The organism is Bacillus sp. RO2, assembly GCF_012911845.1.
Lineage (GTDB): Bacteria > Bacillota > Bacilli > Bacillales > Bacillaceae_I > Sutcliffiella_A.
Map to the genome: position 1 here is coordinate 42,696 of NZ_JAAXCU010000053.1, position 22,418 is coordinate 65,113.

At 41.0% G+C, this 22,418-nt stretch carries 21 protein-coding genes, 1 tRNA gene and 2 pseudogenes; 6 read left to right on the top strand and 18 right to left on the bottom strand.

Going from position 1 to position 22,418, the window contains the following annotated elements:
* Nucleotides 1–152 precede the first annotated feature (152 nt).
* The 6 genes and pseudogenes from HF078_RS17925 to groES form a co-directional block, all read right to left on the bottom strand.
* Nucleotides 153–2,192 (bottom strand): hypothetical protein, encoded by a 2,040-nt coding sequence (locus tag HF078_RS17925; RefSeq protein WP_169292379.1) that lies wholly within the window; start codon nt 2,190–2,192, stop codon nt 153–155.
* A gap of 356 nt (nt 2,193–2,548) precedes the next feature.
* Nucleotides 2,549–2,955 (bottom strand): annotated as a pseudogene (locus HF078_RS17930) (TCP-1/cpn60 chaperonin family protein); the annotation flags it as partial.
* 34 nt (nt 2,956–2,989) lie between these two features.
* Nucleotides 2,990–4,135 (bottom strand): hypothetical protein, encoded by a 1,146-nt coding sequence (locus HF078_RS17935; protein WP_169292380.1) that lies wholly within the window; start codon nt 4,133–4,135, stop codon nt 2,990–2,992.
* A gap of 158 nt (nt 4,136–4,293) precedes the next feature.
* On the bottom strand, nt 4,294–5,463 hold the full coding sequence (locus HF078_RS17940) for a DUF3800 domain-containing protein (protein WP_169292381.1): 1,170 nt from the start codon (nt 5,461–5,463) through the stop codon (nt 4,294–4,296).
* Between the two features lie 261 nt (nt 5,464–5,724).
* Nucleotides 5,725–7,356, bottom strand: coding sequence for a chaperonin GroEL (groL, locus tag HF078_RS17945; protein ID WP_060666774.1), 1,632 nt, complete (start codon nt 7,354–7,356; stop codon nt 5,725–5,727).
* A 234-nt stretch (nt 7,357–7,590) separates the two neighbouring features.
* Nucleotides 7,591–7,878, bottom strand: coding sequence for a co-chaperone GroES (groES, locus tag HF078_RS17950; RefSeq protein ID WP_060666775.1), 288 nt, complete (start codon nt 7,876–7,878; stop codon nt 7,591–7,593).
* Between the two features lie 281 nt (nt 7,879–8,159).
* Here groES and HF078_RS17955 point away from each other — a divergent pair, with 281 nt between their 5' ends.
* Nucleotides 8,160–8,906 carry a CPBP family intramembrane glutamic endopeptidase gene (locus HF078_RS17955; RefSeq protein ID WP_169292382.1) on the top strand — a complete coding sequence of 249 codons (747 nt, stop codon included), beginning with the start codon at nt 8,160–8,162 and terminating at the stop codon, nt 8,904–8,906.
* Nucleotides 8,907–8,948: 42 nt separating this feature from the next.
* On the top strand, nt 8,949–9,155 hold the full coding sequence (locus HF078_RS17960; protein ID WP_060666777.1) for a YdiK family protein: 207 nt from the start codon (nt 8,949–8,951) through the stop codon (nt 9,153–9,155).
* 730 nt (nt 9,156–9,885) lie between these two features.
* Here HF078_RS17960 and tatC read toward each other — a convergent pair.
* Genes tatC through HF078_RS17975 form a run of 3 tightly spaced genes read right to left on the bottom strand, consistent with a single transcriptional unit; the run spans nt 9,886 to nt 11,521 of the window.
* Nucleotides 9,886–10,644 carry a twin-arginine translocase subunit TatC gene (gene tatC, locus HF078_RS17965; protein ID WP_169292383.1) on the bottom strand — a complete coding sequence of 253 codons (759 nt, stop codon included), beginning with the start codon at nt 10,642–10,644 and terminating at the stop codon, nt 9,886–9,888.
* Between the two features lie 17 nt (nt 10,645–10,661).
* Nucleotides 10,662–10,844, bottom strand: coding sequence for a twin-arginine translocase TatA/TatE family subunit (locus HF078_RS17970; protein WP_010191755.1), 183 nt, complete (start codon nt 10,842–10,844; stop codon nt 10,662–10,664).
* Nucleotides 10,845–10,882: 38 nt separating this feature from the next.
* Complete coding sequence (locus HF078_RS17975; RefSeq protein WP_168863166.1) at nt 10,883–11,521, bottom strand: redox-sensing transcriptional repressor Rex; 639 nt, start codon at nt 11,519–11,521, stop codon at nt 10,883–10,885.
* A gap of 280 nt (nt 11,522–11,801) precedes the next feature.
* Between HF078_RS17975 and HF078_RS17980 the strand changes: the two genes are divergently transcribed.
* Both HF078_RS17980 and HF078_RS17985 read left to right on the top strand, forming a co-directional pair.
* Complete coding sequence (locus HF078_RS17980) at nt 11,802–13,742, top strand: ABC-F family ATP-binding cassette domain-containing protein (RefSeq protein WP_169292398.1); 1,941 nt, start codon at nt 11,802–11,804, stop codon at nt 13,740–13,742.
* A gap of 17 nt (nt 13,743–13,759) precedes the next feature.
* Nucleotides 13,760–13,942, top strand: coding sequence for a hypothetical protein (locus HF078_RS17985; RefSeq protein ID WP_169292384.1), 183 nt, complete (start codon nt 13,760–13,762; stop codon nt 13,940–13,942).
* Between the two features lie 45 nt (nt 13,943–13,987).
* On the opposite strand, the gene HF078_RS17990 is transcribed toward HF078_RS17985, so the two are convergent.
* The 8 genes and pseudogenes from HF078_RS17990 to thiL all read right to left on the bottom strand — a co-directional run bounded on the left by HF078_RS17990 (nt 13,988) and on the right by thiL (nt 20,563).
* The gene (locus HF078_RS17990; RefSeq protein WP_169292385.1) at nt 13,988–14,689 is read right to left on the bottom strand and encodes a DUF4052 family protein; all 702 of its coding nucleotides are present in this window, start codon (nt 14,687–14,689) and stop codon (nt 13,988–13,990) included.
* Nucleotides 14,682–15,563 (bottom strand): ABC transporter ATP-binding protein, encoded by an 882-nt coding sequence (locus HF078_RS17995; protein ID WP_169292386.1) that lies wholly within the window; start codon nt 15,561–15,563, stop codon nt 14,682–14,684. Before HF078_RS17995 ends, HF078_RS17990 begins: the two co-directional genes overlap by 8 nt.
* On the bottom strand, nt 15,560–15,928 hold the full coding sequence (locus HF078_RS18000; RefSeq protein ID WP_169292387.1) for a GntR family transcriptional regulator: 369 nt from the start codon (nt 15,926–15,928) through the stop codon (nt 15,560–15,562). The genes HF078_RS17995 and HF078_RS18000 overlap by 4 nt, the downstream gene beginning before the upstream one ends.
* A 1,004-nt stretch (nt 15,929–16,932) precedes the next feature.
* Nucleotides 16,933–17,967, bottom strand: coding sequence for a tRNA (adenosine(37)-N6)-threonylcarbamoyltransferase complex transferase subunit TsaD (gene tsaD, locus HF078_RS18005; RefSeq protein ID WP_169292388.1), 1,035 nt, complete (start codon nt 17,965–17,967; stop codon nt 16,933–16,935).
* On the bottom strand, nt 17,964–18,413 hold the full coding sequence (gene rimI, locus HF078_RS18010; RefSeq protein ID WP_169292389.1) for a ribosomal protein S18-alanine N-acetyltransferase: 450 nt from the start codon (nt 18,411–18,413) through the stop codon (nt 17,964–17,966). Before rimI ends, tsaD begins: the two co-directional genes overlap by 4 nt.
* 9 nt (nt 18,414–18,422) lie before the next feature.
* Nucleotides 18,423–19,109, bottom strand: coding sequence for a tRNA (adenosine(37)-N6)-threonylcarbamoyltransferase complex dimerization subunit type 1 TsaB (tsaB, locus tag HF078_RS18015; protein WP_346775373.1), 687 nt, complete (start codon nt 19,107–19,109; stop codon nt 18,423–18,425).
* Nucleotides 19,096–19,570, bottom strand: a pseudogene (tsaE, locus tag HF078_RS18020) (tRNA (adenosine(37)-N6)-threonylcarbamoyltransferase complex ATPase subunit type 1 TsaE). Before tsaE ends, tsaB begins: the two are co-directional and overlap by 14 nt.
* Nucleotides 19,571–19,582: 12 nt before the next feature.
* On the bottom strand, nt 19,583–20,563 hold the full coding sequence (gene thiL, locus HF078_RS18025; protein ID WP_169292392.1) for a thiamine-phosphate kinase: 981 nt from the start codon (nt 20,561–20,563) through the stop codon (nt 19,583–19,585).
* A gap of 215 nt (nt 20,564–20,778) precedes the next feature.
* Between thiL and HF078_RS18030 the strand changes: the two genes are divergently transcribed.
* Together HF078_RS18030 and HF078_RS18035 are read left to right on the top strand one after the other, a co-directional pair.
* Nucleotides 20,779–21,039 carry a DUF3243 domain-containing protein gene (locus HF078_RS18030; RefSeq protein WP_392396781.1) on the top strand — a complete coding sequence of 87 codons (261 nt, stop codon included), beginning with the start codon at nt 20,779–20,781 and terminating at the stop codon, nt 21,037–21,039.
* 206 nt (nt 21,040–21,245) lie between these two features.
* Nucleotides 21,246–22,169, top strand: a complete 924-nt coding sequence (locus tag HF078_RS18035) for a DUF2268 domain-containing putative Zn-dependent protease (protein ID WP_169292393.1) — start codon at nt 21,246–21,248, stop codon at nt 22,167–22,169.
* A gap of 111 nt (nt 22,170–22,280) precedes the next feature.
* Here HF078_RS18035 and HF078_RS18040 read toward each other — a convergent pair.
* A tRNA-Asp gene (locus tag HF078_RS18040) sits at nt 22,281–22,356 on the bottom strand.
* Between the last annotated feature and the right edge of the window lie 62 nt (nt 22,357–22,418).

Here is a 22,418-nt window from a genome sequence, read left to right on the forward strand (position 1 = left end):
CTTTTTTATTAATATGATTATATCTATTCGGATAAATATGGTCTCTTCAACTGAACGTTTTGAGACATATACTCTATAACCTCTGACAGACATCAAATCGTCTTAAAAACTCCAAATAACCATCCCTCTATTCTATTATTACTCCCAGAATATTAGAGAATTTTATTGTTGGCGCATGATTTATAATAAAATTGAAACTTTTGAGCAGCATCACTGGATGAGCCTAAAGCATAATATTCTTCTTTTTCTTTGCCTACACAACCAATTAAAGGTGAAGAAAGGAGTTCTAACATCAACTTTATTTCATCTATATCTGGCGATAGATTGAATCGTTCATCCTTTTTTAACATAAAGTAAATTTCGCGCGCTCTTATCATTCCTTTTGTATAAGGGTCATTACTTTGTTCAGACAAACAATCTATAATTGATTGCATTAAAAGACCTTCTCTTTCAATTCTGTGAACATCCTCATCGAGCACTTGTATATTTACCAAACCATTTTGATTAAATACTTTTTTATATGCTTCAGCATTTAAAGGTACTTTAGTATGCAAACTAATCATTCGAGTTAGTGAGTTTACATCAATCAAAAGAACGTTGTGTTCTTCTGCCCTCTTGATCAAACGAGACTTTTCACCAAAACTTATACCAACAATTGCAGCAAAATCTGCTTTGTGCTTCTTTTTGTGTTCATTTATTGTAATAAAGTCAACTGAAGACTCTGAGACTTCGTTGTAATGCGTTGATTTTGCATCAACTGATACAGAATAAGTAAATTTAGGCGCAGTAGGTGCATGAAGGAGTACATCTGTTTTTCCGACTCCACCTATGTGCTCAGCTCTAAATCCTAATAAGCTAAATCCAAGCCTTAAGGCTTCTTCAAAACGATTTGAATTTGTAGAATCTTGAGAAGCATCTTTTATTTCGTATAGAATTTTATTCAAAGAACTGGAAATATCATTTTTTATTATAGGGTTTTCAACTTGTTTATTTTGATTTGTATTCAATGAAAGACAATCTTTAATTTTCTCATAAAAGTTTTTTCCACGTTTAGTTATGCCGTAGGTATCAGGACCCGTTTCTCTAATTAGTTTTGCATTCTTTAGTATATGTATCCTCTTGTGAATTTCTGAAGTATCCTTATAGGTAAAACCATAGGAATTTCTCGCAATATCTTGTAACTCTCTTACTCTAATTTTTTCATCACCCATTTCCGCCAGTATTTCAAATACAAATTTATATTTACTATGAATACAGCAAGCAAAGTCCATTTCCAAATTTTTAATTGATAGCCTTTTAGCTATATCAGTTATTTGATAATCCGTTTTGGAGATTTGCTCAATGAACCCAAGATTTTTTAATGGCGTTATAAAACTTCTAATTGAACTGACTTTTAAACCGTATTTTCCATTTGAATATTTGATAAGATCTTGTATTGTGGTTGGTTTATCCATTAGTGCTATATATTCCATAAGCGTTTGATGCATAGAATTTACACTACCGGGAAAGTAACCAATTCCATCTTTTCTTTCATTATTATTACTTGTTTTACATAAATCCATAGCCCAGTCTGACAATTGAATTTCCGTCTCATCTAGAGTTTGATCTAACCCCCTTTTTATACTCAAATGGTCAACATAGCCCACTTGATTTAAGAATTTTTGCCCAAAATCAGTAATTAAATAACTGTAACTAAAATCTTCATATTCAATAAGACCTAAATCCTTCAACCAATTTAATCTTGCTAGTGTCTCTTGTTTTGTTTTCCAAGGAATGCCGTAATCTTCTACAGCTGTTTTCAATATTTGTTGCACCTGACATTTTTCTTTCGAAAGAATGTGTAGGATCTCCGAGAAAAATTTAACCTTAGCACTAAGAATTGCGGCCAAAAATGAAGAATCTTCTACTTCTAACCACTTTAAAGCTTCATTTGAAATTACCCAATCTGTTTTGGAGCTACCGCTAACAATATTTAATGGCCGTAATCTTATACACATTTCATCTAAACTTTCCTTGCGATTACTACCCTCAATTTTTATGATAGATTCGGATGGTTTCTGTTCTTTTAAAGCGATTAATATAGCTCTTAGGGTGGTAGGGTAACCTTTACCTCTTGGGATATTAGGCATTGCCAATACCTTTGATTCCCATTCTAAAGATTTTGGATAGTTTCTATTATTAGTAATATACATTCAAAATTCACTGCTCCTTATTCTAATTTTTAGAATATTTAATTTAATATCAATAAATTTAACATCTTTGTCAATAGGGTATTTATAAAAATTGAAACTGTTTTGGATATTATATAAATGATTGTTGTCAGTGAATCTATACTCTTTGGAACTATATGAAAATACAAATACATAGAATTCTGTTTCCGTTTCCTTTTTTTCTATTATCAACACCCAAACTCAGTTTTAACAACATAAAAGACTACCTTCTTAAAATAGGAAGTAGTCTTTTATTAGATATATATTCATCTAGAAGAGTTTTTGAAGAAAATGTAGAAATTGATTGAACTATTTTTCAGATGCTTGGCTCACAAGCCTTACATCATACCGCCCATGTCAGGCATGCCGCCGCCAGCGTTTTCTTCTGGGATGTCTGCTACTGCTGCTTCAGTAGTTAGGAACATCGCAGATACGCTTGCTGCGTTTTGAAGTGCATAGCGAGTTACTTTAGTAGGATCACGATACCAACTTCAAGCATGTTTACCTACTCGCCAGTTGCTGCGTTGAATCCGATTCCGATTTCTTCTTTCTTTAGACGATCTACGATTAAAGATCCTTCTAGACCAGCGTTGTGCGTGATTTGGCGGCGTACAGGCTCTTCCATTGAGCAAAGAACGATGTTGACGCCGGTTACTTCATCGCCTTCTGCTTGGATTTCTGCTACTTTGTTGTAGATGTTTACAAATGCTGTACCACCACCGGCTACGATTCCTCCTTCAACAGCATTATTGGAAGCAAGGTGATGATTGTAGTAATTTTTATGCTTCTTCCAAAAACAGTCTATACATATTTTTTATATAGGCAGTGGCATCTACATCCATTCTCAACATTTGTATAATGTCCTCGTCAGAAAGTAACAATATTACGTTATTACTTTTGTTAAGCCTTCTATAAATCCTTTCTTTATCTAGTTTTGTTATCTTTCTTGCAACCAAAATACCAAATCTACCAATATCATCATTTAGTCGAGCTGATATCTGAAAAATATCATCATTCCCAAGAAGTTCTTTGTTTTTAAATTCAACGACGACTACATTACTATGATGTTTGATTTTCACATCATGCCAAAAACCTTTGGTAGCAGAGTTATAGAAGGTCATATCAATAATTTCTCTATTATCGAAAGTTTTCACCTGGACACGTGGTTCTGTAAGATGCGCTGAAAAAGCATATGACAGTATTTCTTCCATTAATATTTCATATCTTTTCGCTTCATTTTTACCTGGAATAATACATTTCAAACTATTTACTAGGGATTCTGTATATTCGTTTTTACTTTTTTTGCTTTGTTCATTAACATTTTTAATTTCACTTAATCGTTTTATCCGTAGGTATTCATCTCTAATGTCAAAGGGCATGAGTTCCATATAATCATCTAAGTTTACATTAATATTATTATTGAAAAAGGCAGGAGACATTTTAAACTTATTAAAGTAATGGTCTACATCGAGAAAATCAAAATCTTGAAAAAGGTTTTGGTAATAAAATTCAAATGTATGAAAATTAAATAATGTATATCCTCCATTTTCATTAGGATATTCTTCTTCGTCTTCGTAATTCTCTTCTATTATTTTAAATAACGAATCATGTCCTTCCTCTTTATCTTGTTCATAATCATTATAGATATCTTCGCAATAATCTAAAATATAAAATAGTGCGTATTCATGCAGAGGAGATAAAGTATGTATGTACCTATCCTTTGAAAATTCATATAGCTCTTTTACTACATCGTTACACTTTGAATTATTGGTCCTAAATAAAAAATCAGGAAATATCCCTTCGTAACGAATATCAACCTCGTTGTCTTCTTGTGTTGTAACATAGAATTTAAGAAATTCATTGATATTTTTGTTTACAGCCGATAAAAATTCGTCCGTTGTGTTATCGACATACACTTTAATCATGATTATACCTCCGTCAGGTTTTAGTTCACGAAGAAAATTATCAATATTGATAATAAAAACTGATTTCCATTTTATTTCTTTAATGGCACGTGAATACCGCATACTTTACCATAACTGACACAAATGTCCCTTTAGCAAGAGCGAAGGAAAAAATAATATTAGCCTAGTCCTTTTGAGAGGTCTACAATTTTTTTTATATCTTCATATTCTTCCTTATCAAGAATATCTATTTCATTATTAGTAGCTAACAAAATTTGGTCTCTACATTTTGTGATTCTTTGAATCATTGGATGTATATTTAGACTAGTTAAGTTAACAAAATCGTATAGATCTTCTATACAGGTAGGTAACTTATATCCTTTATTACTACTGGCAATTAATAACCCTTTATCTCTCAATTTTGATACAATATTTGACCTAAAGTAATGCTCGTTGATTTTATTATTCCTAATCGCATTAAGGTTATCAAGAATTTCATGAGCATAAATATATTCATTGTGGTTTTGGTATACTTTAAATAGCAAAAACTTCAAAAAATCATTTCTATCCTTTTCCTCTATATCTTCAATATTGCCAGTCTTATCAATATACTGAAAAGCCAAGTTGACTGCCTGTTTTAAAATCACTTCGTCAAATGGTCTATTATTTTCATTTTTTTTGGGGTTAACCAAAAAATTTTTATAGTCCTTTGGCCAATACTCTAACCTTATAATGTGCTTTTCTAAGATTTTATTAAAAACCTGAAATTCATCTGTTAATTGTTTTTTATCAAACCCCTTAGCTATTGTACCCGCGAGAAGATCAGCTAATTGTACAAGGATACTAGACTTACTATTATTAAACCCGAAACTAGAGTTGTTAAATAAATCGGGGATACTCTTCTGATTCACATACCGTTTAAATCCTTCCATGAACTCTTTATTTCCATATTCATCAGCTTCGAGGTTTAGTTGTTCAAAAGTTCTAAATAAATCATCATATAATAGCCTATTTAAGAATTTGAAAAATGTCCTTTTATATCGAATTCCTGCATTCTCACTTATTTTTCTTTTATCTATGATATAAGCAAAAATGTGAAAAGGTAGACCATTTAGCTCATTTAGAATTAAGCTTCTTCTCTTATGATTATTTTTAATTTTACTTGACTTCATTTCACCAGCCTGAAAAAACTTCTGCCTTATATTTTCTACTTTTCCCTCCAATATCTCTTTATTTGATTCTTTAACAAGAATAGCAACAATAATAAAATGTGTAGAGACGTCATCCTTCTCGAAATCAAAGCCATAGTTTCCAAATTCATCTACAAAAGCAAATTGAATCTCGCTCATCAGCCATTCACTCCACATCAAAATAATCATTATGACTAATTTCTACAAAAGTAATTATTCACCTTCCTAATTTGGAAATAAATTGCAAATTTTGGTCTTTTAATGTATAGAGAAGTATTACTTACAAAACCACTACTATATATGTTTGCATTGGGACGATAATTTTCCAAAGTAAAAAGGACTACTTCCCATTTTTGGGGAAGTAGTCCTTTAATAATAATATTTTCTTGCAGATCAGCTTCACAGTTTAGTGAAACGGAATTACATCATTCCGCCCATTCCACCCATGCCGCCCATGTCAGGCATGCCGCCGCCAGCGTTTTCTTCTGGGATGTCTGCTACTACTGCTTCGGTAGTTAGGAACATCGCAGATACGGAAGCTGCGTTTTGTAGTGCGGAACGAGATACTTTGGTTGGGTCTACGATACCAGCGTCAAGCATGTTTACCCATTCGCCTGTTGCTGCGTTGAATCCAACTCCGATTTCTTCTTTCTTTAGACGATCTACGATAACAGATCCTTCTAGGCCAGCGTTGTGCGCGATTTGGCGTACAGGCTCTTCCATTGCGCGAAGAACGATATTCACACCAGTTGCTTCGTCGCCTTCTGCTTGGATTTCTGCTACTTTGTTGTAGATGTTTACGAATGCTGTACCACCACCGGCTACGATTCCTTCTTCAACAGCAGCACGTGTGGAGTTTAGAGCATCTTCAATACGAAGTTTGCGCTCTTTTAGTTCTGTTTCTGTCGCCGCTCCAACTTTGATTACAGCTACGCCACCAGCGATTTTAGCTAGGCGCTCTTGTAATTTTTCACGGTCGAATTCAGAAGTTGTATCTTCTAATTGTGCACGGATTTGGCCAACGCGAGCTTGGATCTCGTCAGTGTTGCCGTGTCCGTTAACAACTGTCGTGTTTTCTTTCGTTACAACGATTTTGTCAGCGCGTCCTAATTGGCTGATGTTCGCAGTTTTTAGGTCAAGACCTAGTTCTTCTGTGATCACTTCTCCGCCAGTTAGTACTGCGATGTCTTGAAGCATTGCTTTACGACGGTCACCGAATCCAGGAGCTTTAACCGCTACTGCATTGAATGTTCCACGTAATTTGTTCACTACTAATGTAGCCAACGCTTCGCCTTCTACGTCTTCTGCAATCAGTAACAACGGCTTGCCTTGTTGTACTACTTGCTCAAGAACTGGAAGGATTTCTTGGATGTTCGTGATTTTCTTATCTGTGATTAACACATAAGGGTTTTCAAGAACAGCTTCCATTTTGTCAGAATCTGTTACCATGTATGGAGATGCATATCCACGGTCGAATTGCATACCTTCTACTACTTCAAGCTCTGTCGTGAAGCCTTTGGATTCTTCCAAAGTGATAACGCCGTCGTTACCAACGCGCTCCATTGCTTCTGCAATCAATTGACCTACTTCTTCGTCTGCTGCAGAGATCGCTGCAACTTGTGCGATAGAAGCTTTGCCTTCGATTGGTTTAGAGATTGTTTTTAACTCTTCGATTGCAACAGCAACCGCTTTTTCGATTCCTTTACGAACGCCCATTGGGTTCGCTCCAGCTGTCACGTTCTTTAATCCTTCGCGGATCATTGCTTGCGCAAGAACGGTTGCAGTTGTAGTACCGTCACCAGCAACGTCGTTAGTTTTGCTTGCAACTTCAGCTACAAGTTTCGCACCCATGTTTTCGAATGCATCTTCTAATTCGATTTCTTTCGCGATTGTTACACCGTCGTTTGTGATTAGTGGAGAACCGAATTTCTTTTCAAGTACTACGTTACGTCCTTTTGGTCCTAATGTTACTTTCACTGCATCAGCTAGTTTGTCTACACCGCGAAGCATGGAGCGACGGGCTTCTTCACTGAACTTAATTTCTTTTGCCATGATAGATAGACCTCCTTAGGAAAATTAGAATTTATTTTTGTTACTGCTCGGTTGATTTTCGCTGCAGGTGTTCGCTTTCCGCGGGGCGTGTGCTTGAGCCTCCTCACTTCGTTGCGGGGTCTCAAGCTACCGCTACCTCCCGCTGGAGTCTCACACCTTCCACTACAATCAACCAGTTTGAAATTTTATAAGATGCGGGGCTAGTTCGGTTAGCTCTCCGCTTTGATGATTAGATTATTTACTTACTACTGCAAGTACGTCTGTTTCTTTTAGGATAAGAAGTTCTTTTCCTTCGAATTTCACTTCAGTTCCTGCGTATTTAGAAAAGATTACGCTGTCGCCTTGTGCTACTTCAAGTGCTACACGCTCTCCGCTTTCTAGTACGCGGCCAGATCCTACTGCTACTACTTTACCTTCTTGAGGTTTTTCTTTCGCAGAGTCCGGTAATACGATACCACTTGCCGTTTTTTCCTCTGATTGAACAAGTTCAATTACAATGCGATCGCCTAATGGCTTTAACATGAAAACAACCTCCTTGGTTTCATATGTAATATTTTTTATTAGCACTCTTATCACTTGAGTGCTAACACAATTATTATAATAATGAATCTGCTTCTGTTTTGCAAGTATCTTTATCTAAAAAATTTTCGACTTGCAACCCTTTTCATTATCTTCATGTGCCTCGAGGTTTAAACGCATTCTTTTCGTAAAATCTGCGGATTATGGGAAACCTTATCGTTACAGGGACATATAGATTATATGGTACAATACGAAAAGTGAATAATGCATAAGAGGAGCTTATTATGACAAAAAACTATTGGTTGGTCATTATTACATATGTCCTGATGCAGCTGTCCGGATTGCTTGGTTACCCGCTGTTGATCTGGCTTGGCGTCGGGGAAGGCATGGAGCGTGCCACCAGAGAGCCATATCTCATCGGCGTCTGGGCATTTATCAGTTTTACGATTGGATTGGCCATTGTAGCCTGGATACTCCGCAACGAATGGACCAAAGGGGACTTCCGAGGCGAAACGGCCTCCATCCCTAAAACATTTCTTTGGGCGGCTGTCGGCTTCCCGCTTGCATTGATTGGGCAGGCTGTGGCGGCACAGATTGAACTGCAGATTTTCGGCATTCAGCCTGGCTCTGAGAATACACAAGAGATCATGGGATTTGTGACGGCATTCCCTATCATGATTTTTGCCGTTGCTGTCGCTGGACCAATTCTAGAGGAAATCATTTTCCGGAAGATCATTTTCGGTGCCATCTATAAGAAGTTTAACTTTGCTATCGCACTGACAGTGAGTTCGCTACTTTTTGCCGTGGTCCACCAAGATTTCAAGCATCTGCTCATATACTTTGTCATGGGAGGCATTTTCGCTTTCCTATATGTAAAAACGAACCGCATCATCGTTCCCATCATCGCCCACGTTGCCATGAACTCCTTTGTGGTAACCGTGCAATATGTATTCCGCGATGATATTGAAGAAATGATGCGTCAAATGGAAGAAATGCAGAAGAACTTACCGAATTTCATTTCGTTCTTTTAAACAGCTCTCCGTTAGAGCTGAACTTACCTGGAGGATTTGCACATGAAAATAACACCATTACGAATGGTTTTCTTCTATGCGATCATGGGCAGCTTGTTCTTGTACCTGGCGATTGTCTCTGTGAGGGATACCATCTGGCACTGGCACACCATACTGCTGATGCTCATTGCCACTTTTGACTTTGGTGTAGCTATTCGGTCTTATCTGCTACATTTAAAGATTAAAGAGATACAACAGAAGAAAAAGTGATTGGAGACTCGTACCTGGTTTGTGGTGCGGGTTTTTTTGTTTAGGGGAGTCCTGTGGGAACAGTTGATTTCCGTTTCAGGCGCTTCGCTTGCCTGCGGGCGGTCCGTGAACCTCCTCACAACGCTTCAGGGGTCTAACCTGTCCCTTCCTCCCGCGGGCGTCTACGCGCCTTTCACTGCAATCAACTTGGGATTCGCTCTTACTGAGGGATGGTTTGGGTTGGTTTTTACCAGAAGTGGTTTTGGGTAATTGGTATGTGCTTTTGGGTGTGGGGCGCAGATGCTTTTGGAATGTTACCTATTTTGATGAAAAACAGAGGGAAATCACTCGTTTTTTGGTGGCTCTCGAAGGGTTCGGTCAATTCGTTTAGTTGTTCGGACAATTTCCTTGTTTTTTTGTGGGGGGTTCGGACATTTGAGGTTGCTGTTCGGCCAACTTTTAACGAGCTTTGGACAACTCAAAATTTCGTTCGGTCAATTTTGGAGAAACTTCGGTCAACTTTGCCAAATCTTTGGTCACTTTCGGGGAAACTTCGGTCAACTTTCGAAAATCTTCGGACAATTGGTACGATTGGGCCCGTCATGTGTCCCTATGACCCATCGATTCAGTCCACCAAACCCATCACCCCCGTGCCACCTGTCCTGACGCCCCACCTAACTGGCCCCAGTCCCACCGCCAAACCAAAAACAAGCCCGCCCCCTTCTCAATAAAGGGACGAGCCTGCGTCATCTTAATTATTCATCTTCTCTTCCTGCTCCATCAACGCTGCCGCTTTCTGCGCTTTTCGGTAAGAAACGCGGGAAATCACAATACTGATTTCATATAGCAAAAACAACGGGACGGTTACCATCAAATGCGAGATCAGTTCTGGCGGTGTAATTAATCCACCGACCACAAGCAGGCCAAAATAAGCGAACTTACGGATTTCCACCAAGAAGGTTGGGGTAATGAGGCCTAGTCTTGTTAAGAACATCACAATTACCGGCATTTGAAATAGTAATCCAAACGGTAGGGTCAGCTGAAACAAGAATTGAAAGTATTCGTTGATTCCGATTACCTGGTTTATTTCCAACCGGTCTGCCAGTCTACCCATGAAATCCACGACGAACGGGAATAAAATGAAGTAAGAGAAAGCTAGTCCGCTTAAAAACAGGAAAATGGAAATTGGTATATAGCTTAACGTTACTCTCCGTTCTTTTTCTAACAAGCCTGGGCTGATGAAGGCCCAAAGCTGATAGAGCGTGACAGGGAACGTTATAATAAATGCAATTAAAAAGGCGAATTGCATAAAGATCTTGATGGGATCTGTCATACGAAAGGCGTTCATCGTCAGCTCTTTCGCTTCATCTGTTTGCTGTAAATAGACAATGATCGGTTCGGCCAAGAAGAAGCCGCCGATTGCCGAAACGAAAAAGAAGGATGCTGTGATGATGATTCTTTTTCGGAGCTCGCCTATATGGTCATACACCGACATTTCTCTATCTAGCATATATGTTCATCCTTACATTACTTCGTTTCTTCTTTTTTCTCTTTAGAATCGTCGTCATCGGCCAATCCTTTAGTTGCGTTTTTGAATTCGCGCAATGTGTTACCTGCTGCTTTACCAAGTTGAGGCAACTTGCTTGGACCGAAGATAAGTAGTGCTACAAATACAATAAGTAAGAGGCTTCCCATTCCTAATGAACCCATATTTGACACCTCCTCGAAATTCTTATTCTACAACTTTTTTACTCGCTTGGATAGTGCTTGAGAAAATATACCAATGACTGCAGTTCCACCGCCAAATCAATATGATGGATACGTATCTCCTCAGGTACATTGATACGTGCCGGTGTAAAGTTCAGTATACCCTTTACGCCCTTTTCTACAAGTCTATCCGCTATTGGCTGTGCTACCGGAGCCGGAACCGTCAAGATGGCTACCGTTACATTCTCTGGCAAGTGCTCTTCAATATCGTCTAAATGATAAACAGGGACTCCCCCGATTTCCGAGCCGATCTTAGACTCGTCCACATCAAAGGCCATCACTATTTTCGTATTATTGTTTTTCATAAAATTATAATGTAGGAAGGCGGTTCCTAAATTACCTACACCTATTAGAGTAACATATGTCAATTCGTCTTGGTCGAGCGTTTTTCTGAAAAAAGTTAACAAATATTGAACATTATATCCATATCCCTTTTTCCCCAACGCGCCAAAGTAACTGAAGTCCCGGCGAATCGTGGCGCTGTCCACCTTTACCGCTTCACTAAGCTCCGCTGATGACACGCGCTGCTTGCCGGACGAATGCAAATTCTGGATGAAACGATAATATAACGGCAGGCGCTTAGCCGTTGCCTGTGGAATTTTCATTTGTTCGTTATTCATTTTACTCCCCCATTTGTCGAACCTGTTTGCCTTTCTATTCTAACACGGAACGAAAACGATTACATTTCTATGTCTATACTATTTTTCCTGCTTGGGATGGTTTCCCTAAGGGGTGATGCTCGAAGTTCGGGGCTCGGACCAAAACAGAATCGGGCGATAATTTGGATTTACGGGCGATTCGTCCAAAATCAGCCCCTCCATCAAAAGCAAGATACCCAAAATCTTGATGTAAACCCCAAAGAAAGATACACTTAACCTAGAATTACTCGAGGTGAAGATGATGATTATTTTACAAGTGAATCAGTTGACCAAATACTTTGGCGCTGACCTTATTTTATCGAATATAAAACTAGAAGTACAATCCAAAGATAGAATCGCCCTTGTCGGACGCAACGGGGCAGGGAAATCTACTCTATTAAAAATCATATCCAATCAGCTATCCTTTGATTCAGGGGACCTGATTAAACCTAAAGGCGTGTCGATCGGCTATCTTGCCCAGGACACCGGCTTGCAGACTGAGCGCTCGATCTGGGACGAGATGCTGACCGTATTCACCGGCCTGCGCGAACTTGAAACGCAAATGCGCACACTTGAGGCAAAAATGGGAGACCCTGCTTATTTTGAAGACGAGACGCAATATGCTCGCATTCTCAAAGAATATGACGAGGTGCAAGAAGCCTTCAAACAGAAAGGCGGCTTTCAATATGAAGCAGATATCCGCTCCGTCCTGCACGGACTGCGCTTTTCCGAATACGATTATGAAACGCCAATTGAAACGCTCAGCGGCGGACAGCGTACACGACTAGCGCTTGCGAAACTACTTTTAACAAAACCGGACCTCCTCATACTGGATGAGCCGACCAACCACTTGGACATCGACACGCTTTCCTGGCTGGAGAACTACCTCCAAGGGTACCCCGGCGCGTTGCTGATTGTTTCCCATGACCGCTACTTCTTGGACAAGGTCGTTAACATTGTTTATGAGATTTCGCGTAAACAGTCTGCTAAGTTTATTGGAAACTACAGCAAGTATTTAGAGCAAAAAGCAGAACAGTACGAGCGCGACATGAAGATGTTTGAAAAGCAGCAGGACGAAATTGCCAAACTGCAAGATTTTGTCGCAAAGAACTTGGCCCGTGCCTCTACGACCAAACGTGCCCAAAGCCGACGCAAACAGCTTGAGAAGATGGAAGTGATGGACCGTCCAAAAGGCGATGAAAAGTCTGCCTCCATTATGTTTGATATTGACCGCCAAAGTGGAAATGATGTCCTTAAAGCAAGAGATCTAGCCGTTTCCTACGATACGAACCCTGTCTTCCGTCAAGTGGACTTTTCCATGAGCCGCGGCGACAGTGTTGCACTTGTCGGGCCAAACGGGATTGGGAAATCTACCTTATTAAAGACGCTTGTAGGAAAATTAAAGCCGCTCGAGGGCAGGTTTTCTTTTGGAGCGAATGTGTCAATCAGCTACTACGATCAGCAGCAGGCAGACCTAACTTCCAACAAGACCGTATTGGCTGAACTGTGGGATGAGTATCCTCAAAAAATGGAGAAAGAGATCCGGACCGTTCTAGGAAACTTCCTCTTTTCCGGGGATGACGTGTTGAAGCCAGTATCCACATTAAGTGGTGGCGAAAAGGCGAGGCTTGCCCTTTCCAAGCTGATGATGGAGCGCTCCAACGTCCTGATTCTCGATGAGCCTACCAACCACTTGGACTTGGACAGCAAGGAAATTCTAGAGAATGCCTTAATTGATTATCCGGGCACCATCCTGTTCGTATCCCATGACCGTTATTTTATCAACCGGTTGGCGACAAAGGTGTATGAGCTAAGTACCGTCGGAGCAACAGAGTACCTTGGTGACTATGACTATTATGTCGAGAAAAAAGAAGAGGCGTTGGAACTGGAACGATTGGAAGCGGAGACTTCTCCTTCCAAAAGTTCTAAGGCCACATCGGCGACAGCTGCTGAAACACCGGAGAAGATGAGCTACGAACAGGAAAAAGAAGCAAAGCGCCTCGAACGTCAGCGCAAACGCCGCGTCGAAGAGATCGAAAAAGAAATGGAAGAGCTCGAGCAAAAAATCGAGCATAACGAAAGCGAGCTTTGCTTGCCTGAAGTCTATCAGGATCATGAGAAAGTGCTGGAGTTGAACACAGCGAATGAAGCTTATCAAGAGAGACTTCTTGCGTTGATGGAGGAATGGGAAGAGCTTGTTTAAGTGGTTAGGGGGATTTGATGAATAAAACCTTTTCGGTCATTTTATTGCTTGTCATTGTTATGAATACGATTAGATACTTTTACTATATTTTTACCGGCCCGATAGAGGCTTACTATTTTGTCATGTTGGCAATCAACCTTGCTGGGTTGGGTCTTGGGATTTACTATATATTTTTCCAAAAGAAAAAACAGCGAAACTAGCAAAAACCGCACAGTTCAATGGGACTGTGCGGTTTTTCTATATCCCTATCTCGTCGCACTAGACAAAGTGGAAGCCTTTCTCAGCATTCCCCAATTCGGCAGGAAAGCGAAAAGTGCTACAGCCAGTATCATTGAAAAGTTAAGACCCATCTTCCATCCGTCCATATCCACCAACGCATTTAGTAAGAAGTCCCTTGTAGTTGGAAGGAGAATAAGTATCGCTATCAGTGCCAATGCACCAAAGCCTCCAATTAGACCAAGACGGTAAAAAATCGTGCCCAGCAAAAAGCCAAGCGATAAAAGAAGGAAACAGATGACCATATCCACAAGTAGCTGGTTATACCAAGTGTCCGCTAATGTAGTTGATTCTACTGAATGGAATATCAGGAATCGCTCACTTCCTGCAACATTCACAAGCCAACCGAAAACACTCTGAATGATGACGTGAATGGTGGAGAACACCGCTGCCACGGCCGTGCAATAGATCAGCACACTAAGCAAGTACTGGTTTCTTGTCGCGCCAAATTTAATGCAATAAGGAAAGGTCTCCTTTGTGGTCAAAAAGCCTGTGATACCGCAGAAAATATAGATAGCCATGCTTGTGGAAACAATCATATTTGTGTCAAAGGAGAGGACAATAACGAACATGGCTGTCAAACTGAAAATCAGAATCGACCAAAACACCATAAATGAAAACCGCATATCGACAGCCAAGTAATAGAGTACTGCTTTCATATCCCTAAGCATATTGCTTCCCTCCCTTTAACTCTTCCTCTGTCATATAAACCATCAGTTGCTGAATGGAGCTCCTGTCGGCATCCAAGTTGTGCGCAGCCGCTTCTTCTACTGTCAAACCTTCGCCATATAAAGTCGCTGTCTTTCTACCGGCCAAAACGGACTCATGCAATACGCGTTTGCCTTGTGCAAACTCATCCACCACTTCTTTTTTCCCTGACACCGTGATACTAGAATCAAGAAGCTCTTCTGTGGATTTGTGGAAGACTAGTTTCCCACTTCTCATCAGGACGACCTCTTCAAACAGGTTACTCACCTCATCAATCAGATGTGTGGATAAGATGATTGTCCTTGGAAACTCTTCATATTCTTCTAAGAGCACTTCATAAAATTTAAACCTTGCCGCTGCATCGAGTCCGATATATGGTTCATCAAGAATCGTGATTTTCGCTCTGCTTGCCAACCCGATGATAATGCCAAGGGAGGATTCCATTCCTTTTGATAACCCCTTTGTTTTCAAAGTAGGATTGAGGTTAAAAGTAGTGAGCAATGCGTTCGCCGTCTCCCAGGACCAGTTTGGGTAAAATAGCGATGCCACTTTTAGAATGTCCTTAATCTTAAGACGTTTGATGAAATTATTGCTTTCGTTCACCAGGCAAATATCTTTTGTGATTTGTCTGTTGTTAAATGGGTTTTCGCTGTTGATAAGGATTTCTCCTGATGAAGGAACCGCGTGACCAGCGAGTAGCTGCATCAATGTCGTTTTCCCTGCACCGTTCCGTCCGAGCAAGCCATAGATTTTGTTTTCCTCCAGCGTTAGTGACATGTTATCCACAGCTTTTTTGTTTCCATAGATTTTGGATACATTCTTTAACTCTATCTTCATGACTCTTCCCCCCTACTAATAAATGCCGCTAATTCCTCTGCACTTATACCAAGCTTGCTAGCTTCCTTTTTTAACGGAACGATGAAGTCTTTAAAAAATGCCGCTTTTCTTTTTGTCAGGATGATCTGCTTTGCCCCTTCCGCCACAAACATTCCTACTCCCCTTTTCTTAAATAGGATTTCCTGATCGACCAACTGATTGATTCCCTTGGCTGCAGTTGCTGGGTTGATCTGATAAAATTTCGCAAATTCATTAGTAGATGGCACCCGCTCTCCCTCTTGCATGCTGCCTTCTAAGATGCCGCTCTCGATAAGTTCTGCCACCTGCTGGAAAATTGGGATGTCACTTTTGAGATTGATTTCCATGTTTTCACCTACTTTTGTTAACTGGCGTTATTGTTTGTATGTTATTTGGTTCGTTAGTTATGTAACTAACTATATAAGCTAGGAAGGTAGAAGTCAATGGGTTAATTAACAATTTTTACAAAATTAATTTGGAGAGTTATATGTGGTGGGGATCTGTTACAGAAGGGGCTTGAGGGCGGTCTTCTACTACCTTTTTCAGCACAACTGGGCAACTTCGGTCACTGAGAGGGCCTCTCTGTTACCAAAATCTAAACCATTTACCTTTTTTGGGCGTTGAGACAGCTTCTCTACTCCCTTTTTAGTTCAGTTGCATGAGTTTCGGGCGCTGATAAACGTTAAACCAACCGCCCAATTAAAAGTTAGGTAGTTGGGAAGATTTCTATTTGCCCGAAGCAGCGTGCTGAGCATCATAAGAGTCTTATAGAAGCAATCTATACTACTGAAGATTCTCATCAAGCTTCCCTTCAGTCCAATAGAACCCCTCTATACGACCGAAGCCACTCTCAAAGCAACCCTTCAGTCCAATAGAACTCTTCTATACGACCAAAGCCACTCACAAAGCTCCCCTTCTGTCCAATAGAACACCTTTATACGACCGAAGCCGCTCTCAAAGCAACCCGTAAGTCACATAGAACCCCTCCACATCCCCCATAAATCCAAAGTTACCAACACCCTCCCCACCCCCAACCGCACATTTTGTCGAACAAAATAGGGATCCTGCTGAAGCTTGTCGATTGGCATCACTTACCCACAAGCTTATACACATATCCACCCTTGTTTTATAAGTTATCAAGATAAATATCCACACTATCCACAAAAATACACAAAGTTATCCACATTTTTTATTCACATTTCGGAGGTTTATTTTAGTGGATATTTGGGTAACTATCCACATTTAATCCACAGGTTTGTGGATAACCGTAAACACACCGCCAAAAGCCGCTCCCCTCAACAAAGCAAGCGCATTCAAGAGGCAAAAGAAAAAGCCTCCCAACTGAACAACGTCAGTTAAAAGGCTTCTCAATATCTAATCCTGGATTCGCATTCAGATCCATCCCAGATCGCTTTCCTAATCGATACATTACACTACCCACAGTCGCAATCATCGCCGCATTATCGGTACACAAGGATAGCGGTGGAATCACCAGGTTTTTTCCCTCTTTATCCACAGCTTCCTCTAATGCCGCGCGCAACCCTTTGTTAGCAGCTACACCACCTGCAAGCAACACTTGATTCACGCCGTATTCCTTCATCGCACGAATCGTTTTTCCAACGAGCACTTCAATTACGCTCTCTTGAAAGCTTGCCGCAAGATCTTCAGGAACAATTTCTTCCCCTTTTTGCTTGGCATTATGAAGGGTGTTGATAACTGCTGACTTCAAGCCTGAAAAGCTAAAATCATAGGAGTCTTCCTCAAGCCATGCTCTTGGCAGCTTAATAGAAGGTGTCCCTTCCCCAGCCATACGGTCAATGTGCGGGCCACCCGGATAAGGCAATTGAAGGGTACGCGCCACTTTGTCGTAGGCCTCTCCTACTGCATCGTCACGTGTTTCCCCGATTACTTCAAAAGAACCGTGCTCTTTCATATAGACAAGCTCTGTGTGCCCACCTGACACGACGAGCGCAAGCAAAGGGAAGTCCAGGTCAGCCACCAGCTGATTGGCATAAATATGACCTGCAATGTGATGGACGCCAACGAGTGGTTTTTGATGAGCGAACGCCAACGCCTTAGCAGCATTCACACCAATCAACAAAGCGCCAACAAGTCCCGGTCCTTCTGTCACCGCAATAGCATTGATATCTGCCATCGTCACGCCGCCCTGCTCCAGCGCTTCTTCTAGCACCACCGTCATCTGCTCCACATGGTGACGGGAAGCAATCTCTGGTACAACTCCGCCAAAACGCTGATGACTTTCAATTTGGGAGGAGACAATGTTCGCAACGATCTCTTTTCCATTCTTAATGATTGCGACAGCTGTCTCATCACAGCTCGTTTCAATTCCTAATATTAGTTCGTCTTTTTCTTCATTTCGTTTCATATATTCACCCACATCACTAGTGCATCTTCATTGTTATCCACATAGTATTTTTTCCGAATTCCACCGTTTTGGAAGCCGTGTTTCCGGTAGAGTCCCTGTGCCACCACATTCGATACCCTTACTTCAAGCGAAACAGTGGTTGCTCCGACCATTTTACAATATTCCATCGCTTTTCCTAGCAAAAGATCCCCAAGCTTCCGACCCCTACAAGCAGGATCAACTGCAATATTGGTAATCTGCGCTTCTCCCATTACAATCCAAATTCCGCAATATCCGATCACCCGGTCATCTTCTTTCATCACAAGGTAATGGGCATATGGATTGTTGGTCAACTCATAATAGAAGGCATCCTTTGTCCAAGGTGTGGCAAAGGACTTCAGCTCCACACGGTGCACCCCTTCAATATCGTAAACCGTCATTTTTGTTATTCCAATTAAAGAATTCATCCCGCTCACCTATTTTTCTTTACTTTCCAGCCATTTCGCCTCTGCTTCTGCAAGCCTTGTATAGTTCGGCACGAAGGAATGAGCATCCTCTGCCTCCCTTTTCAAGCCAAGAAAAGCAAGCTCACTTGGTCTTGGGTTATGTTCGCTCACCTGTGCGAAATGCGCCAGTTCCCCAAGGTACTCTATGATGGTTTCCTTATGGAGGTGCACATCATTTCCGATGAACAGTACGGGTTCCTGTCTGTCTTTTAACCCTTGCAGCCAGTCTGTCATCAGGATGTTGACATCCTCCACTTCCGTCATCAACTCGCCGTCCTTGTAACGATACAGCCCCGTGTACACCTGACCGCGTCTCGCATCCTGCAAAGCACAGATGCTTCCGTCAAAATATCGGCCGTTCGCCGCTACAAGCTCCAAGCTCGAAACGCCAACAAGCGGAATGTTCAACGACCACGCCAACGTTTTCGCAAGCGTCACACCAATCCTTACACCTGTATAAGAACCAGGTCCTTTTCCGACCACAATTCGCTCAAGATCACCCGGCTTCACATCGCAATCTTGCATCAGCTTCTCTACTGCCGGCATCGCCCGCAACGAATGATTCTTCTTCACATTTGTCACCAGTTCCCCGATCACTTTATCTTCATCAACTATAGCTACACCCAACACATAAGTCGATGTATCAATTGCTAGCACTTTGGTCATTCCATTAACTCCTTACATATAGCTTCATATCGTTCCCCTTTTGGTGTGAGAACAATCTTGCGTTCATCATCGCCATGGTGATAGATATAGATTTCCAATCGTTCACTTGGTAAAAACTCTTCAATCAGATGGGCCCACTCCACAACGGTGACACCTTCACCTTCAAAATAATCATCTAACCCCAAGTCCTCTTCACTGTCAGCCAAGCGGTACACATCCATATGATATAGCGGAAGACGGCCCTGATACTCCTTGATGATGGTAAAGGTCGGACTGTTCACGTTTCTTTTGATTTCCAGTCCTTTTGCCAAGCCTTTTGTAAAAGTCGTCTTCCCGGCGCCAAGATCTCCTTCTAACAACAGAACCTCTCCGCCTTCCATCAACCTGCCAAGCGCCTCGGACTTTGCCATCGTCTCCTCAGCTGAATGTGTCATAATCTCCACTTGCAACATATCATCCTACTCCTAACCTCTATTAAAATGATTATAGCCTTCTTTTTTTAATTCCTGTACAGTGTCATGAGACTTTAAGAAGGCTCGTCCTTCGCCCCTAGAGACGGTGCCTATATTCGTAATCATAATTCCGGCTGTCAGGCACTCCTCCTGCAGCTTAGCCCAATCCATCTCTGGAATCGAACCGACCAATTCAAAGTCTTCTCCACCGGTCATCGCCCATTGGAAGGCTTTTTCCGTTCGATAATTCTGTAAATCCTCACTAATAGGTATTGTTTCCTTATTTATTAAAATATCTACCTGGCTCGCCTCTGCAATCTCCAAAAGCTCACTTGCCAAGCCGTCACTCACATCGTTTAATGAAACACGTTCAAACTTGCTTAGCATCCTTCCCAATATTACTTGGGGCTTAGGGCGCTGATGGTACTCAATTAAAGATGGATGTTTGAAAGAAGCACCCTCATTATGTAACAAAATATCCAACCCACCTGCCGAATCACCCACTGTTCCAGAGACAAACACCACATCTCCTTCTTTAGCATGGGAACGTAGCAGTCTCTTTCCTTTTTCCACTTTGCCAATTACAAATACACTCAACACCATCGTTTTGCCGGAAGTCGTATCCCCGCCAATCAGGTCCATTTCATATTGGTCCCCAAGCGACCTCATGCCATCATAAATCGCTTTCAGTTCCTCCTGGCTCCATCCCTTAGGAATCGTGATGGAGACAAGATAATACAACGGATATCCACCCATCGCCGCCACATCACTAATATTAGATGCCAACGCCTTATAACCAATATCAAAAGGCTTCATTGTAGCACGAGTAAAATGAACACCCTCTACCATCGTATCCACACATACGACTTTCTCAAAGCCTTCTTCCACACCGATGATTGCCGCATCGTCTCCGATCCCAACCACCTTTTGTGCATGGAACAATCGCTCCGGCTGAATATCCTTAATAAAAGCAAATTCATCTGAAATGGACAAGGTCTTCACTCCTCTACTTCCGACTGCTACCCACTATTATAGCGAATGCACCTTCATAAAGAAAATAATTCTGCCAAGAAAAGCATGAATAGGTTTAACCCTCCCATAAAAAGGATATGGAAAAGAGAACGCTTAAATTTAGAGGAGGAAACTAAGAAATGGCATACACAGATCGTGAAGCTACTCAAGACAGAGTAGAACGTAAAGTAGAAAATATGGACCCTGGCAAAAAAGAACAGATCCTGGCCGACTTCGATACCTTCAAGAGCTATTTAAGTGATAAGGTCTCCAAAGGAAAGAAAGTAGGCCTTGGAGAAGAACAACTTGCTATGGCCGCAGAAAAAGTGGCAGATTACTTAGCCAAGCATGAAGACCCTAGAAACAGTGAAGAAAAGCTTCTTCAGGAATTATGGAAGGTCGGCGACAAGGACGAGCGTCATAAACTCGCCCATATGCTTGTCAAACTTGTAGATTAATAGTACTAGTACAATTAACCCTCATACTTTTCGATTGCTATACAGGATTTCAGCAGCCACCTCATTAGGTGGCTTTTTTATGGGTAAAATTTCCTTGATAAATATTTAATGAAAAAGAAGGAATTTGTCATAATTTATAGAATATTTAAACTTGGTTGCCGATATATACTATATAGGGGGCAAATACTAACTTAGGAGGGAATACAATGCGCTTTACTAGTTTTTTCTTTTTTCTCATCATGGCAGTAGCATTAACAGGCTGTAACAACGGAGGAACAGAAACAGATGCCGAGGAGGCAATCGGCTTAGAATACACCTTCGAAAATAATGGACAAGAATTTGAGATAATCCACGTGTACCAGTTGTATGAGGCATTCTATGAAGAAGGCCTAAAAGGGGAAGAAGCAACTGCATCGTACACTTCAAGCATCCTTGATCAGGTTGCAGATAGATGCTATAAAGGCGGAGAGTTCGAGCAAAACGCAGAATACGTTCTAGCTCCACCAAAAAATAGAATTGCTGCTCAAGATAACCTTAAAAGAATGGATTCACAAAAAATAAATGCCTCTATTAAAGAAGCATTAACTAAGTCTTCAAATGAATTGCCTATCGAAGGAAGCAAAACTACGGTATGTGTGTTCCCAACAGACAATAACGCTCCTGCAACATTCGTCACTGCAGGTGTCGGCAAATTGGTCGTATTATTTGATCGTAATACAACAAACAATATCTTAAAAGCAGGTATCGCTAACAAGTATCACCATAGCTACTGGGTCGACAATCATTATAACGGCGAAACATTTACCGTTTTAGATAGGCTTGTCATTGAAGGAAAAGGAACCATGTTCCAAAAACTTGTTTACCCTAAAATTGATGTAGCACCAGTAGACGAAGAATACAACAAAGACCTTTGGACAAGAATCGAAGGCGAATTGGAAAAAGAAGATGATAAAAAGACACAAGAAATCTTCAAAGGCGGAAGAAACGGGTTACCGAGTCAATACGGTTACAGCGAAAGCTATAAAATGCTGCAATCCTTCGTGAACGCAAATGAAGGTGCATCCATTGAAGATTGGTCTGCAGCTACTTCTGAAGAAATTTTGGAAGCACATAAAGCAAATTATAATTGATGGTAGGTTGTATGTAGATGGAATGGGGCCTTATTAAGGGGCTTCATTCTTTTTTGTTATCTAAAAAAAGACAAAAAAAATAACGAAACCTAGTTTCGCATTTTAAAAGAATGGCGGTCCCGACCGGGATCGAACCGGCGATCTCCTGCGTGACAGGCAGGCATGTTAACCGCTACACCACGGGACCATTTGGTTGCGGGGACAGGATTTGAACCTGCGACCTTCGGGTTATGAGCCCGACGAGCTACC

Bases quoted from the DNA above. Each gene is read 5' to 3' on its own strand.
- groL (WP_060666774.1), bottom strand. From the start codon at position 7,356: ATGGCAAAAGAAATTAAGTTCAGTGAAGAAGCCCGTCGCTCCATGCTT.
- HF078_RS17925 (WP_169292379.1), bottom strand. From the start codon at position 2,192: ATGTATATTACTAATAATAGAAACTATCCAAAATCTTTAGAATGGGAA.
- HF078_RS17960 (WP_060666777.1), top strand. From the start codon at position 8,949: ATGAAAATAACACCATTACGAATGGTTTTCTTCTATGCGATCATGGGC.
- tatC (WP_169292383.1), bottom strand. From the start codon at position 10,644: ATGCTAGATAGAGAAATGTCGGTGTATGACCATATAGGCGAGCTCCGA.
- HF078_RS18035 (WP_169292393.1), top strand. From the start codon at position 21,246: ATGCGCTTTACTAGTTTTTTCTTTTTTCTCATCATGGCAGTAGCATTA.
- HF078_RS17940 (WP_169292381.1), bottom strand. From the start codon at position 5,463: ATGAGCGAGATTCAATTTGCTTTTGTAGATGAATTTGGAAACTATGGC.
- HF078_RS17970 (WP_010191755.1), bottom strand. From the start codon at position 10,844: ATGGGTTCATTAGGAATGGGAAGCCTCTTACTTATTGTATTTGTAGCA.
- HF078_RS18000 (WP_169292387.1), bottom strand. From the start codon at position 15,928: ATGGAAATCAATCTCAAAAGTGACATCCCAATTTTCCAGCAGGTGGCA.
- HF078_RS17995 (WP_169292386.1), bottom strand. From the start codon at position 15,563: ATGAAGATAGAGTTAAAGAATGTATCCAAAATCTATGGAAACAAAAAA.
- HF078_RS17980 (WP_169292398.1), top strand. From the start codon at position 11,802: ATGATTATTTTACAAGTGAATCAGTTGACCAAATACTTTGGCGCTGAC.
- rimI (WP_169292389.1), bottom strand. From the start codon at position 18,413: ATGAATTCTTTAATTGGAATAACAAAAATGACGGTTTACGATATTGAA.
- HF078_RS17990 (WP_169292385.1), bottom strand. From the start codon at position 14,689: ATGCTTAGGGATATGAAAGCAGTACTCTATTACTTGGCTGTCGATATG.
- HF078_RS17975 (WP_168863166.1), bottom strand. From the start codon at position 11,521: ATGAATAACGAACAAATGAAAATTCCACAGGCAACGGCTAAGCGCCTG.
- tsaD (WP_169292388.1), bottom strand. From the start codon at position 17,967: ATGAAACGAAATGAAGAAAAAGACGAACTAATATTAGGAATTGAAACG.
- HF078_RS17935 (WP_169292380.1), bottom strand. From the start codon at position 4,135: ATGATTAAAGTGTATGTCGATAACACAACGGACGAATTTTTATCGGCT.
- groES (WP_060666775.1), bottom strand. From the start codon at position 7,878: ATGTTAAAGCCATTAGGCGATCGCATTGTAATTGAACTTGTTCAATCA.
- HF078_RS18030 (WP_392396781.1), top strand. From the start codon at position 20,779: ATGGACCCTGGCAAAAAAGAACAGATCCTGGCCGACTTCGATACCTTC.
- HF078_RS17955 (WP_169292382.1), top strand. From the start codon at position 8,160: ATGACAAAAAACTATTGGTTGGTCATTATTACATATGTCCTGATGCAG.
- HF078_RS17985 (WP_169292384.1), top strand. From the start codon at position 13,760: ATGAATAAAACCTTTTCGGTCATTTTATTGCTTGTCATTGTTATGAAT.